The organism is Mucilaginibacter metallidurans, assembly GCF_003286435.2.
Taxonomy (GTDB): Bacteria; Bacteroidota; Bacteroidia; order Sphingobacteriales; family Sphingobacteriaceae; genus Mucilaginibacter; species Mucilaginibacter gossypii.
Map to the genome: position 1 here is coordinate 4,983,714 of NZ_CP043449.1, position 13,641 is coordinate 4,997,354.

A 13,641-nucleotide genomic window follows, 5' to 3' on the forward strand; every position below is an offset into this window, starting at 1 on the left:
TCGATTTATTATTTTACTGTAATGTTGATGCTCTTGCTGTTTCGTCCGCCAAAAAATGGTTCGGTACGCAATGAAAAAATGAGTTGATATCTGCCAGGCTGCTCCGGTGCTGTTACGTTAAATTTAAAATGAGTGCTTTCGCCCGGCTTTAGGGCAATGTTATAGAATGAATCATCTGCGTTTTGATTGGAGATCTGATCAGTCTTTTTAAAGAAACAGGCTTCAAAAAATACAGGGTGCTTTTGATTTTTATTACTGAAATCAATGGCGAATGGATAAGGGTTTTTAAGCGTTAGATCGAAATCTATCTTTTGCCCCGGACTAACAGTCTCCTTATGAGCCTTCGTTTCAAATTCAACTCGCTGATAAGTGCGTGTGTCATTCACCCAACCGCCATACCATTTACCGGCAAATACGTTAATGGAATCGGTTGTTACACCGGGCAACCAAACATCCAGTACATAATAAGTTTTTTTATGCTGAAGGCTGTCTTCTATAGGCCAGATATCATACTGGGTACGGCGATAATGGCGTGAATCATAGGCAAGCCCACGGGTGGTATTATTATAAAAATTGTATTTGGACGGGTCCTGAAAACCTTCATAAAAAATCACATAATTGTCGCCAGCCTTTTGTTTGATCTGATGCGCCCAATCCTTAAAGCCGAAAAAGCTTTTCATGGCATCGATCTTTAGCAAGAAGGGAGGCCCCCAGATAATACAGATACGTACAAGCAAAATCAGGCTGACGTTTATCACAGCCAAACGGTTAAACCAAACAGGTTTGCCTCCCGGCCTGGCAAAATTGATAAGCACCAGCATGCTCAACGGTACGTAAGCTATAAGCGTCCAATGGAGTTGTACCTCACCTTTAAACGAGGTAAGAAAAAAGAATGCCAAAATACCTATGCTGTTTACGAGCAAGGTTCGGGTGAAAACATCTTGTATCTTAGTTGTAAACCCTTTATAAAAAAGGAACCAGCCAATCAGCGGCCCGGCCATTATCAATTGCCCCAATGGATATAAATAGGTATTATCCAACTGGTAGTCGTCGGCCGAACGCTCGCTAAGGTGATAGCTTATTGAAGGATAATCGTGGTTTACCTGCCACAGGATATGCGGTGCATACAAAGCCAGCGCCAGCAGCACAATGCCATAAAAAGCCCCCCGTCTGAGTAATTTTATATTAGATACAAGCGTGAAAGCAACCAACAAAATGCCATGGTACTTGCTATACAGCAGACAGGCTATCACCACGCCCAATATAATGGCAAGTTTTAAGCTATCTTCTTCAATATATTGCTGATAAAAATACAGGAACAGCACCGTGAAAAACAGCAAAGGGGCATCGGGGGTGGTAGTAAAACCATAAATATGGAATACAAAGATGCCTGAAATCACCAGTATAAAGTTAATAGCATCTACCCTATAGCGCTTTAGCATCATCCACATCAGGTATAAAGATGCGGTTGTGCTGATCACTGTAAAGAGCCTCGCTCCAAATTCATTATGTATGAGGCTGTAACCTGCTTTAATGAAAACGGCCACCATAGGCGGATGGTCATAATACCCCCAATCTAAAAAACGCGAATAAACCCAGTAGTAAGCTTCATCGGCATGGATTTCCAGGGTAAATGCCTGTACGGCATTTAGCAAAGCCCACAACAGTAAAAAATAAATTATTGGCTTATTATATTTTACCGGCGCGCTATTTAAAGAGGTATCCTGCATTAAAATGGATGAGTAAATGAATGGGCAAAGGTATGATAAAAGATATAAGCCATAAAACGTTGGCAGCGGCGATGTGATAATTTGACGAAAAACATACCACAATCTTCATAATTTAGCGCAGCTGGAAAGCCTTAACCCATCCAATATAAAATGAAACAAGAATTTGAGGTTATCAAAAAACCGCGCCTGATGCTGTTAAACGTTGTTAAAGATCTTAGCCCCGAACAACTTAACCACATCCCAGCGGGGTTTAATAACAACCTGATCTGGAACCTGGCGCATATGATTTCCGGACAACAAGGTATTTGCTATACACGTGCAGGCGTACCTATTGTGGTTGATGACAAGTACTATACCCCCTACCGTCCCGAAACAAAGCCGCAAAGTTTTATTAATGCCGATGATATTGCTGAGGTTAAAGAGCTGCTTATTTCAACTATTGATAAAATGGAGGAAGATTACCAGACACGTATTTTCTCAAACTATCAACCGATGACCACCCGTTATGGTGTTACCTTGAGCAATATAGAAGAAGCAATCCGTTTTTTGCCATTTCATGATGGTTTGCATACCGGTTATATCATGGCTTTGAAAAGAGCGGTTTTGGAGGAGATGAGTAAGCTTGTTTAGTATACAATCTTACTAAACGGGATCCCTACCGTTAACCCGATTGCTGTTTTATTGTAAGGCAGTCGGGTGTTTTTTAAGGAATTATTCATATCCTGAAGCAAAAGTTGTGCTTCAAAATTTATGGTTGGGACTCCCTTTTTATCGATCAATACAATAGGAATGCCGATAATAGAATTGAGCGCCTTATAAGTCCCCCAATTTTTTTCAATCCGGAAACTAATGCCAACATGCGAGGTTCCGGGGATATACACTAACTTACCTGCCGCAACGGGTGTTATAAAGTTTTTATATTGGCCTATGTACCGGTCACCTTTATTTATGGTGACGATGTTGATCCCATCTGCTCCCTGTGCTCCCGTTACATCAGCACTAAATAAGGAACCGCTTTGTACCGCGTTATTCACAAAGCCTTTACTGGCAAAGGTTAAAAAGAACCGGCCCAATTTGGGGCTTTCCCAGAAACGGGTATGACTTACAAATAATTCGAGCGGGTAATTGTAGTATCGGTTAACCTGCGCCTTAACATCATTGCTTACCATAAATTTTTGTGGGATAACCGGGATGTAAACGCCCAGGCTTGTCCAGTTATCGGCTATCAGGTCATAACTACCTGTATTTACCAATAGTTCTGATTGCTGTTCAGAAAACTGTTGCAAATAATCTGCCCGAAGCGAAGCGTAAAAAGTTTTCCGGAGTTTGCTTTTAACCTCATTGAGATTTTGTCCCGGCACCTCCTCCTGTTTTAAAGCGTTAAGAGATTGCTCAAACTCTTCAGCTTTTTTGTTGATACTTTGAGCGATTGTATTTACTATTAATGCCCGGGCAGCATCCATCTCCTTTTTGAAATCACCATTGGCTGCGTAATAAGTTCGCGGTTTTCCCATCCAGGTTTTTTGAATGGTAAAACCCAGTTGATTATCATAATACCTGTTAGCACTTTTTGCCGAATATGCATTGGCAATATTTACCCTTGCTCCTGCTACAACAAATGACCGTACCCAATCATCACTATCAACCGGTTGGTGAAAATTATGATTGATGCTGATCATCCCTTCCTCAGCGTTGATATTAACATAATTTTTATACAACGAAAGGTCTTCATTACCGGAGAGGTAGGAGCTCACCTTATTGGACAGGAAGATATTCATGCTTTTATTAGAGATCAGCATCCCATGGCCTGTGCTGTTAGAATAGTTAGTCACTTTGCTGTTTATCGCCTTTATCTCATTGATGATCTGTGTAGTGGTTTGAGCTTTAGATTGCAAGAAGCCTGAACAGAAAAAGAGCAGACCACTTACTATGATTTTAAGCCACGCTGTATAGTTTCTCCGGTTAATATATGTTAGGCCAGCCCCCATTGCTGCGTAATTTGATTGGTAAAAACTTTTTGACAATCAGCATTGAGCATGGTTTTTCGGGCGTTGATCCACCGGGTAGCTGCATCGCCGTACATTCTTTGGATGCGTTGCGGGGTAATTTCGTTGGCTTTGCCCCAATGAAATGTAAAGGGGATATTTTCATGCTCAAGCATCAGCCAAACCTGGGAATAAAAGTTATAAGCTTTGTCTGATAGCGGTGCATCCAACTCCATAATGCAGGTATGTACAAACCGGGTAAAGCCCAATGTGGCTTTGGTTTGCTTAACAAACCTGAATGAAAATACACCGCTGAAAGGGCCGATATCTTTATTGATCTTCAACATCAAATCGGCAACCCTTGGCGAAAGTTCTGCCGGGAAACCGATGGCAGAGCTCAATAGTTTTCCTCTTAACGTAGTATTGCTAAAAATTTCGCCCAGCGTACCAAAATGAGGATCAGTATTAGTTGTCATGCTGATATTTAACACCTTGGTAACTACAACCGGAACCAAAGCGGGCACAGCATCCGTAATAGTACCTATAAAACTGGCAGCATCATCTCCCGGACCGATCCCCGCCGCATTATCAACCGGGGGCTGATAGTTGGTACGATACGGCCGCTTATACATAGTGGTTACAAATGCCCCTTTATCCAGATCGTACGGATTAAGCAGTACCGAAAAATGGAAAGGGCGCTCATTACTACAGGGCAGCTTATCGGTATCGCTAAAATCAAGTGTTGCCATCATACCCTGCAGTTCGGTATCGTAGGGCAATCGCTGTACATAAGTTTCTAATAAAAACAGGGGTTCTGTTTCCATTAGTACGCCGTGGATAATACCGAAGCTCCCAAAACTTACTAATGCGGCATTGAAAAGTTCATCATCCTGTACCAGCTCGGTCTGCAGCAGATCAACAAACCGTTGTGCCACAACGGGCGCAGAAGCCCTTTCCAGCCAAATGTGCCTGTCGGGACTTACTACAATATGGAGCCCTACTACAAAATCAGGTGTGGCACCAAAATCAAACGCTGAGCCATGAGTTCCTGTACTCACTGCACCGGCTATAGTTTGCCTGTTGCTGGCACCGGAAGTTTTGAGTGACAAGCCCCTGTTTTTCAAAAATGCGCCGAGCTCCCAAATACCGTTGCCACTTTGTGCAAAAAGCAGGTGGTCTTTGTTCCCAGCGTAAGCCGGATTAACCGCAGTATCAGCAACAGTAAACCTGGTGTTAAGGGGTTTTGTATCCAGCATTACACCATCTTTAACCGTTGCTATTTTTGTCCACGACCAGCCAGCGCCCAATGATCGTAATGGGGTACCGGTCTCAATAGCTTCTTTAATCAGGTTTTGAAGCCCTTTGGTAGCGTCATTATAACCTTCAAGGGCATCAAGATTGTCTTCGTTGCCTAATTCATACAGATCTTTAATTTGCTCGCTAAAAGTTTCGTGCCGGTTTTCCCAACTGCTGACTCCTGTTTTAATAACTTTCATAGCCGCTTATTTGATTACGCCATCTTTGGCGCAAGGTTTACCGCATTTCCACTCTACCCTTGCAGGGCTCCAGATACCTAAGGTTACAACAGTAAGCAAGGAATAACCGAAATTATTCTTCACCGTAACTTCGGCCATACCATTGGAGCCAAGGGAATCACATATAGGAGTAACGATTCGCTTGGGGCTCTGGATAGCTCCCCAAAAAAAGAAGTTTACATTCTGGTGCGATACCTCTGACCCAGCCTGCGCCTTTGTTTCGACACGGGCCGTGTAACAACTGCACAGCATTAATGAGATTAAAACAGCAGGGATAAGCTTCCTGTAAAAATGCAGGAGCCTGTTCAAACGTGATGGCAACATATTGTAAGTATTTGGGAAATTTCCTAAAATACAATAAAGTAAATCCAAATACTTGATTTTCAATTAAGTAAAAACACGTTTATTGAATACGTACTTTTACGTCATTTATTTGATAATGAAAAAGAAGGGGGCTTATCTTATTGATTTGTACAATCCCAGATGCTTTGGTTTAGTTAAAACGATATGCCATAAATGGTTTTTTCTTGAGCGGAAGGATGCAGCGCTGGCACTAAGATAGTAGCGCCACATGCGGTAAAATGTATCACCATATTTAACGTTAAGCTGCGGCCAGCTTTGCTCAAATTTTTTACGCCACTCCATACAGGTTCGGTCGTAATATACGCCGAAGTTATGCCAATCTTCCAAAATAAATAAGCCCTGCCATGCTGTTGATAGCTGTGCTGCAGATGGCAGCATACCATTCGGAAATATGTATTTTGCAATCCAGGGATCGGTAACTTTAGTTGAGTAATTACCGCCTATTGTATGAAGAAGGCAAATACCGTCATCTGCTAAATTTTCGTTCACCCTTTCCATAAAGATGCGATAATTACGATAGCCAACATGTTCAAGCATCCCCACAGAAACTATCCTGTCGAATTTTTCATGTACATCGCGATAATCCTGCACCCTGATCTCCACAGGTAAATCTTTGTTAATCCCCTTTGCAATAATGGCCTGCTCTTCTGAAAGGGTTACGCCTATTCCTTTTACGCCATACCTTTCGGCCGCATATTGAAGGAGGCCGCCCCATCCACAGCCTATATCAAGTAAGCTCATGCCTGGTTCCAATTTTAACTTACGACAAATCAGATCAAGCTTAGCTTCCTGGGCCTCATCCAATGTTTGTGCAGTTTCCCAATAGGCACAGGAGTATATCATCCGCTTATCAAGCATCAACTCAAACAGGTCGTTGCCAATATCATAATGCTTGTGTGCAACTTCTTTTGCCTTTGATTTGGTTTGCTGATTACTAAATTTTGCCTTGAGAAAGTATTTAAGCGTATTTAAGTCGCGCGGGATCATTTTATCAACCCGGTGATACTGGACGCGAAAAAAAAATTCGTCAAGCGCTTCACAATCCCACCAACCTTCCATGTAGGCTTCCCCAAAACCTAAAGACCCTCCTGCCAGCACACGATCATACAATTTAGGATTGCGTACCTGTAAATCCCATGGGTTATTGCCATTCACGGTAATACCACCTGAAGCAAACATATTTGTAACAATCTCTTTTGATGATCCCATAGCTTTTTCCGGTTTATGCGGTGATAAAGATATTCTTTTTGCGGAAAAACAGGAACAATTGCTAACATAGTACTGCCGCGGGTTACACTACGCCAATCCCGCGGCAATTTTACAAAAAAAGCCCCCTTACAGGAGGCCTTCTTATATATTCATTAAATCACTTTAAAGATCAGTATAATCCCAATTATACTTCTTCCATGCTTTCGCCGGTTACCGTTTCTTTGATCTTATTTTCCAATTCTTCCTGTAGCTCTGGGTTATCAAGGATCAGTTGTTTAACAGCATCACGGCCCTGGCCTAAACGGGTTTCGCCATAGCTAAACCATGAGCCTGCTTTTTTAATAATGTTGTATTCAACACCGAGGTCAATGATCTCACCGGCTTTTGAAATACCTTCGCCAAACATGATGTCAAACTCGGCTACACGGAACGGAGGGGCAACTTTATTCTTAACGATCTTAACCTTTACGCGGTTACCGGAAACCTCATCGGTGTCTTTAATTTGGGAGATACGGCGTACATCCAAACGTACCGAAGCATAAAATTTCAATGCATTACCACCAGTAGTGGTTTCAGGGTTACCAAACATAACACCGATCTTATCGCGCAGCTGGTTAATAAAGATACAGCAGCATCCTGTTTTGCTGATAGTGCCGGTTAGCTTACGTAATGCCTGAGACATTAAACGTGCATGCAGGCCCATTTTTGAATCGCCCATTTCGCCTTCTATCTCGGCTTTAGGAACCAACGCTGCAACAGAGTCGATAACCAAAATATCAATAGCGCCCGAACGGATCAGGTTATCGGCAATTTCCAGTGCCTGTTCACCATTATCAGGCTGGGAGATCAGCAGGTTTTCAACATCCACGCCTAATTTCTTGGCATAAAAACGATCGAAAGCGTGCTCCGCATCAATAAAGGCGGCAATACCACCGTTCTTTTGCGATTCGGCAATGGCATGGATAGCCAAAGTTGTTTTACCTGACGATTCAGGCCCGTAGATCTCAATGATCCTTCCTTTAGGCAAACCGTTAACTCCCAAAGCAATATCAAGCCCCAATGAGCCGGTTGATATAACTTCAGTTTGTTCAACTACGGATTCGCCCAATTTCATGATGGTACCTTTACCGTATGATTTTTCCAGCTTATCTAACGTAAGCTGTAATGCCTTCAATTTATCAGCGCTATTTTTATCTATGTTAGCCATCGTATTAATTTCTTCAACAAATATAATTACATTTTTTAAAAATACTAATTTTTTTAGTAATTTATTTTTTGCGAGTGGTTGATTGGAATGTATTAATTAAGTAAATATAATAACTACTCACTAAGTCATCTATCCACTTAGTCAACTAATTAATCACACTTCTCTTCTTCAACTCCTTATCTATAATATTAAGGGCCTTTTTCTTTTTAGCTTCTTTGGCCTTCTTAAGTTTTGCAGCTTCAAGCCTTTGCAGCGCGGCTTCTGTATTATTGCGCTCATAATAGCGACAAAACCACGTAAGCGGACAAATATCGCATTTAGGGCTGCGCGCCAAACAAATATACCGGCCGTGCAATATAAGCCAGTGATGTGCAACACCTATATATTCTTTAGGAATATTTTGGACCAACTGTTTTTCAACCGCCAACGGGGTACGGGCATTATTAGTTAAGCCAATGCGGTTGGCCACCCTAAAAACATGTGTATCAACAGCCATGGCCGGTTCTTCAAAAATAACCGAAGCGATCACATTGGCTGTTTTACGGCCTACACCTGGTAATTTTTGCAGATTTTCGATCCCCGAAGGTATTTCGCCATTAAAAACTTCCATCAGCATTTTGCCCATGCCTACCAAATGTTTGGCTTTATTATTAGGATAACTTACTGACCGGATGTATGCAAAAACTTCGTCGGATGTTGCGGCAGCCAGATCTTGCGGAGTAGGAAAACGCTCAAACAGTGCCGGCGTTACCTGGTTAATCCGTTTATCAGTACACTGTGCCGAAAGTATAACGGCCACCAATAATTGGAATGGGTTATTATAGTGCAGCTCAGTAACCGGGTTAGGCTGGTTTTTAGAAAAATAATCAACAAAATGGCGATAGCGTTCGTCTTTTAACATTTTTAGTTCATGGTTGATAGTTCATGGATCATGGTTCAAGCACCCAGCTTAACGCAATGGCAATCCTGTCCAAAAGTATAGATATTCACAACAATAAAAAACCATGAACTATGATCCATCAATCATAAGCCATCTTAAAATAGAAAGGTTCATAAATCACTTATTGGGTTTTGGTTTTTCGATTCGCATCGGTAACCTTTTCAACAATTATGATCTATGAACCAGTGGGGGAATCCGCAATAAATACTAACGTAAGCTTTTTGAATAATCCAGGATCTGGTGTATGGTTTGCACTTTAGGTTTCCTGATCAGCAGGTCCAAATCAGCACGAATTGAATTGTAAAAAATCACTTCGTCGGCGTCCAGATTTTCTTGTGCATTCCTGTTCATTTCAGCTTCGTTAGCTAATGCATTTAACGTTTTTGTAAAGGTTTCATCCATAAGCTTATTTTACTATAATTTTTATATGGTTTATAACGGTGGCTTAAAGATAATATTTTGTTAAATGAAAATTAAATGAAATTTTTATTTAAAGAAATTAGCTGCCTGACGCTATGAATTACGTTATTGCAACAGTAAATAACTTTATATCAGCAACTAATGAAACAATATCAGAATTTTATACAAAAAATAAGGTTAGAATATTATTATCCGGTTTAACCTAAACAATAATATCCTAACCTTTTATCGGCAATCTCTTATACTAAAAAGCTAATTTTTCAGGCTAAGCTCTTTGCTCTGCATCATTTTGCGGAGGTTATTAAGGGCATAGCGCATACGGCCAAGGGCGGTATTGATACTAACATCGGTAATATCGGCAATCTCTTTAAAACTCATATCGCCAAAGTGGCGCATAATAAGCACCTCCTTTTGTTCGGATGGAAGCAGCTGGATCAGTGCTTTAAGATCTTTATGGGTTTGATCCCTAACCATCTTGTCCTCGGTACTTTCGTCATAATTACCAAGCACTTCAAAAATATCGAAATCATCGCCATTGCTGATCATAGGCGCACGTTTTTCACGGCGAAAATGGTCAATCACCAGGTTATGTGCAATCCGGGTTACCCAGGGCAAAAATTTACCTTCTTCGTTATATTTACCGGCTTTAAGGGTGTTAATCACCTTTATAAATGCATCCTGAAAAATATCTTCAGCAAGGTATTCGTCTTTTACCAGCAGGTAAATAGAAGTATATATTTTTGATTGGTAACGCCTTATCAATTCTACTAAACCGGCTTCGTCGCCGGCTACATATAGATGGATTAGATCCTGATCACTCTTCAATTGAAAATCCATAGAAAGTACTACTTAAAACTTAATTTTTAGTTAAAACCTTTTAAAGTAAAGTATATTCTATAGCGTGCTCCTTAGGGGTTAAAGATTTGTTCGCTCAAATAAAATAAATTATTGGCAAAAAAACAAATAAAATTTTTTTTTTCGCGTCCTACTTTACTATTAATCGGCATAATTACCTGTAAAACCATCATTTATTTGGTACGCTTCCGTTAGACTTATTTTTAATACCGAAGGTTTAATCATTCGCCAAAATAAATTTTTTAAAAAGTAGTTGTTAAAACAACATTAAGTTTTAAAAAGTCAGCAAACTGTAAACTCCAATATTTCACGTAGTTTAATCCAATAAACAATCAAAACTCATTTGGATTCTGCTAAATTTTTTAGGATTTTTGCATTCGCAAAAAGTTCATGGTTAATAGATCATGGTTCATGGTATAAATTTTGCCACTAACCTGCAAAGCATACTACTATGATCCATCAACCATCAACTATGAACTAATTCAATAGAATGAGTAAAGAAGCAGCAAAAGATCCGCAAAAGCATATTATTATAAAAGGCGCAAGGGTGCACAACCTTAAAAACCTTGATGTGGCTATTCCCAAAAATAAACTGGTGGTAGTTACCGGCATGTCGGGTTCGGGCAAATCATCGCTCGCTTTCGATACTTTGTACGCCGAAGGTCAGCGCCGCTATGTGGAAAGCCTTTCATCATACGCCCGCCAGTTTTTGGGCCGTATGAACAAGCCCGATGTTGATTATATTAAAGGCATTGCACCGGCTATAGCTATTGAGCAAAAAGTAATTACCTCAAACCCACGTTCAACCGTTGGTACATCAACCGAGATCTACGATTATTTAAAACTGCTTTTTTCACGTATCGGTAAAACGATATCGCCCATATCAGGCAATATCGTAAAAAAAGACTCAGTGACCGATGTGGTTAACTTTGTGCTTTCATTGCCTAACGAAACCCAGGTAACCATTCTTGCTCCATTGCACCCGCACAACAACCGGAGCCTTAAAGAAGAGCTTGCAGTACTGATGCAAAAAGGTTTTGTTCGTGTTGAATACAATGGCAAACTTTCGCGTATCGAATCTTTATTAGAGGATGAAACAGTAGAGAACGTTCCTTTAATGGCGGCTGAACCAACAGTCGAGATCAAAAAAACAAAGACAAAAAAAGCAGCTGCAGAAACTACCGAAATTGATCAGCAAATTGTAGTACGCATAGTTGTTGACCGCGTTACCAAGAATGAAGAAGACGAAACTATTAGCCGCTTAGGCGACTCTATACAGACTGCCTTTTTTGAAGGCAAGGGCGATTGTTTTGTTCGCTTCCAGCAACCTGACAACGATACCGAGCATGAGCGCTTTTTTTGCGACCGTTTTGAGTTAGACGGATTGAAGTTTGAAGAGCCTACGCCAAACTTCTTCAGCTTTAATAATCCGTACGGCGCTTGTAAAAAATGCGAAGGTTACGGCAAGGTGATCGGTATTGATGAAGACCTGGTTATCCCCGATAAAAGCAAATCTATTTATGAGGGGGCCATTGCCCCCTGGCGCGGCGAAAAAATGCGCGAATGGAACGATGCACTGGTAAGACATGCCTTAAAGTTCGACTTCCCTATCCACCGTCAATACAATCAACTAACCGAAAAAGAGCAGCGCCTGCTCTGGACCGGCAATAAGTTTTTCCGTGGCCTTGACGAGTTTTTCAAGGAAATGGAAGAACAAACGTATAAGATCCAGTACCGTGTTTTGCTGTCGCGATACAGGGGCAAAACTACCTGCCCGGAATGTAAGGGCAGCCGATTACGAATGGATGCCTCGTACGTAAAGATCAATGAAAAGTCGATAACCGATGTGGTACTGATGCCGCTGGATAAAGCCTTTGAATTTTTTAAATCGCTTGAACTCAGTGAAACTGAGGCCAAAATCGGCAAACGCTTGCTGATGGAAATAACCAACCGCCTTAGCTTTTTAAACGATGTGGGCTTGAGCTATTTAACGCTCAATCGTTTATCAAATACATTATCAGGTGGTGAGTCGCAGCGTATCAACCTCGCTACGTCATTGGGCAGCAGCCTGGTAGGTTCCGTGTATGTTTTGGACGAGCCAAGCATCGGTTTGCACCCGCGTGATACCCAAAGGCTGATCAGCGTATTAAAATCCCTCCGCGATGTGGGTAATACCGTATTGGTTGTTGAGCATGAGGAAGAGATCATGAAAGCTGCCGATCATATTATTGATATTGGTCCGGAGGCTGGTACCCATGGTGGCGAGCTGATTTTTACCGGTACTTATAACGAAATTATAAAAGACGATAAAAGCCTTACCGGCAAATACCTGAGCGGCAGGGAAGAAATAGCTATCCCCGCAAGCCGCCGCAAATGGCATGATTTTATCGAAATAAAGGGCGCGCGCGAAAACAACCTGAAACACGTTACCACCAAATTTCCGTTAGGCGTGCTTACTGTTGTTTCGGGCGTATCCGGCTCGGGCAAAACCAGTTTGGTAAAACGCATCCTTGCCCCTGCCGTTCAAAAAGCATTAGGTAATTATTCGGGCGAACAAACAGGTTCATACGATGCTATTGATGGTGATTATGGCAAAATTGAACAGGTTGAACTGGTTGACCAAAACCCAATAGGCCGTTCATCGCGCTCAAACCCGGTTACTTATGTTAAAGCCTGGGACGAGATCCGCAACCTGTACGCCGCTCAGCCGGCAGCAAAAGCCGCAGGGTTGAAACCATCTGCGTTTTCATTTAACGTTGAAGGCGGCCGTTGCGATGTTTGCCAGGGCGAAGGTGAAGTTAAGATAGAGATGCAGTTTATGGCCGATATCTTCCTTACCTGCGAAACTTGTGGTGGTCATCGTTTTAAACAGCATATTTTAGATATCCAGTATAAAGAAAAAAATGTGTCGGACATCCTGAACATGACTATTGATGAAGCTGTTGAGTTTTTTGCTAAAGAGCCTAAGATCATCGCCAAAATAAAACCTTTGGTTGATGTTGGTTTAGGGTATGTGCATTTAGGTCAATCGTCAAATACGTTATCTGGAGGCGAAGCACAGCGCATTAAACTGGCATCATTCCTGGTAAAGGGGAACAATACTAGTAAAACTCTTTTCATTTTTGACGAACCCACTACCGGCCTACATTTTGCCGATATTAAAAAACTGCTGAAATCATTTGATGCCCTCCTTGATCATGGCAATACCATTATTGTTATTGAACACAACATGGATGTGATCAAATGTGCCGACTGGGTTATCGATATTGGCCCGGAAGGCGGGGACCGGGGCGGTAAAGTAGTATTTGAGGGCGTTCCTGAAGAACTATTAAAACAAAAAGACAGCTATACCGGCAAGTTTTTGAAAGAGCGGTTTTAATTTAAAGTGCTCGTATAA

Annotated in this window: 11 protein-coding genes; 2 read left to right on the forward strand and 9 right to left on the reverse strand. The window is 41.5% G+C overall.

The annotated features are described in order from the left end of the window. Nucleotides 1-8: 8 nt before the first annotated feature. Nucleotides 9-1,730 carry a glycosyltransferase family 39 protein gene (locus DIU38_RS21060; RefSeq protein WP_112651384.1) on the reverse strand — a complete coding sequence of 574 codons (1,722 nt, stop codon included), beginning with the start codon at nucleotides 1,728-1,730 and terminating at the stop codon, nucleotides 9-11. A gap of 150 nt (nucleotides 1,731-1,880) precedes the next feature. On the opposite strand from DIU38_RS21060, the gene DIU38_RS21065 reads away from it, so the two are divergent. Continuing rightward, on the forward strand, nucleotides 1,881-2,360 hold the full coding sequence (locus DIU38_RS21065) for a DinB family protein (protein ID WP_112651386.1): 480 nt from the start codon (nucleotides 1,881-1,883) through the stop codon (nucleotides 2,358-2,360). On the opposite strand, the gene DIU38_RS21070 is transcribed toward DIU38_RS21065, so the two are convergent. The 8 genes from DIU38_RS21070 to DIU38_RS21105 all read right to left on the reverse strand — a co-directional run bounded on the left by DIU38_RS21070 (nucleotide 2,357) and on the right by DIU38_RS21105 (nucleotide 10,226). Continuing rightward, nucleotides 2,357-3,625 (reverse strand): hypothetical protein, encoded by a 1,269-nt coding sequence (locus DIU38_RS21070; RefSeq protein ID WP_146750324.1) that lies wholly within the window; start codon nucleotides 3,623-3,625, stop codon nucleotides 2,357-2,359. The genes DIU38_RS21065 and DIU38_RS21070 overlap by 4 nt on opposite strands. Before the next feature lie 77 nt (nucleotides 3,626-3,702). Next, nucleotides 3,703-5,211, reverse strand: a complete 1,509-nt coding sequence (locus DIU38_RS21075) for an FAD-binding protein (RefSeq protein WP_112651390.1) — start codon at nucleotides 5,209-5,211, stop codon at nucleotides 3,703-3,705. A gap of 6 nt (nucleotides 5,212-5,217) precedes the next feature. Further along, nucleotides 5,218-5,574, reverse strand: a complete 357-nt coding sequence (locus DIU38_RS21080) for a Bor/Iss family lipoprotein (protein WP_112651392.1) — start codon at nucleotides 5,572-5,574, stop codon at nucleotides 5,218-5,220. 132 nt (nucleotides 5,575-5,706) lie between these two features. Beyond that, entirely contained in the window at nucleotides 5,707-6,822 is a 1,116-nt protein-coding gene (cfa, locus tag DIU38_RS21085; RefSeq protein ID WP_112651394.1) for a cyclopropane fatty acyl phospholipid synthase, read from the reverse strand. Nucleotides 6,823-7,006: 184 nt separating this feature from the next. Beyond that, nucleotides 7,007-8,029: a recombinase RecA gene (gene recA, locus DIU38_RS21090; protein WP_090534412.1), complete on the reverse strand. Its 1,023-nt coding sequence runs from the start codon at nucleotides 8,027-8,029 to the stop codon at nucleotides 7,007-7,009. Nucleotides 8,030-8,174: 145 nt separating this feature from the next. Further along, the gene (nth, locus tag DIU38_RS21095) at nucleotides 8,175-8,930 is read right to left on the reverse strand and encodes an endonuclease III (RefSeq protein WP_112651396.1); all 756 of its coding nucleotides are present in this window, start codon (nucleotides 8,928-8,930) and stop codon (nucleotides 8,175-8,177) included. Nucleotides 8,931-9,176: 246 nt separating this feature from the next. Next, nucleotides 9,177-9,371: a hypothetical protein gene (locus DIU38_RS21100; RefSeq protein WP_090534406.1), complete on the reverse strand. Its 195-nt coding sequence runs from the start codon at nucleotides 9,369-9,371 to the stop codon at nucleotides 9,177-9,179. 270 nt (nucleotides 9,372-9,641) lie between these two features. Further along, complete coding sequence (locus tag DIU38_RS21105; protein ID WP_090534404.1) at nucleotides 9,642-10,226, reverse strand: RNA polymerase sigma factor; 585 nt, start codon at nucleotides 10,224-10,226, stop codon at nucleotides 9,642-9,644. A 508-nt stretch (nucleotides 10,227-10,734) separates the two neighbouring features. On the opposite strand from DIU38_RS21105, the gene uvrA reads away from it, so the two are divergent. After that, complete coding sequence (uvrA, locus tag DIU38_RS21110) at nucleotides 10,735-13,623, forward strand: excinuclease ABC subunit UvrA (protein WP_112651398.1); 2,889 nt, start codon at nucleotides 10,735-10,737, stop codon at nucleotides 13,621-13,623. The last annotated feature ends 18 nt before the right edge of the window (nucleotides 13,624-13,641 follow it).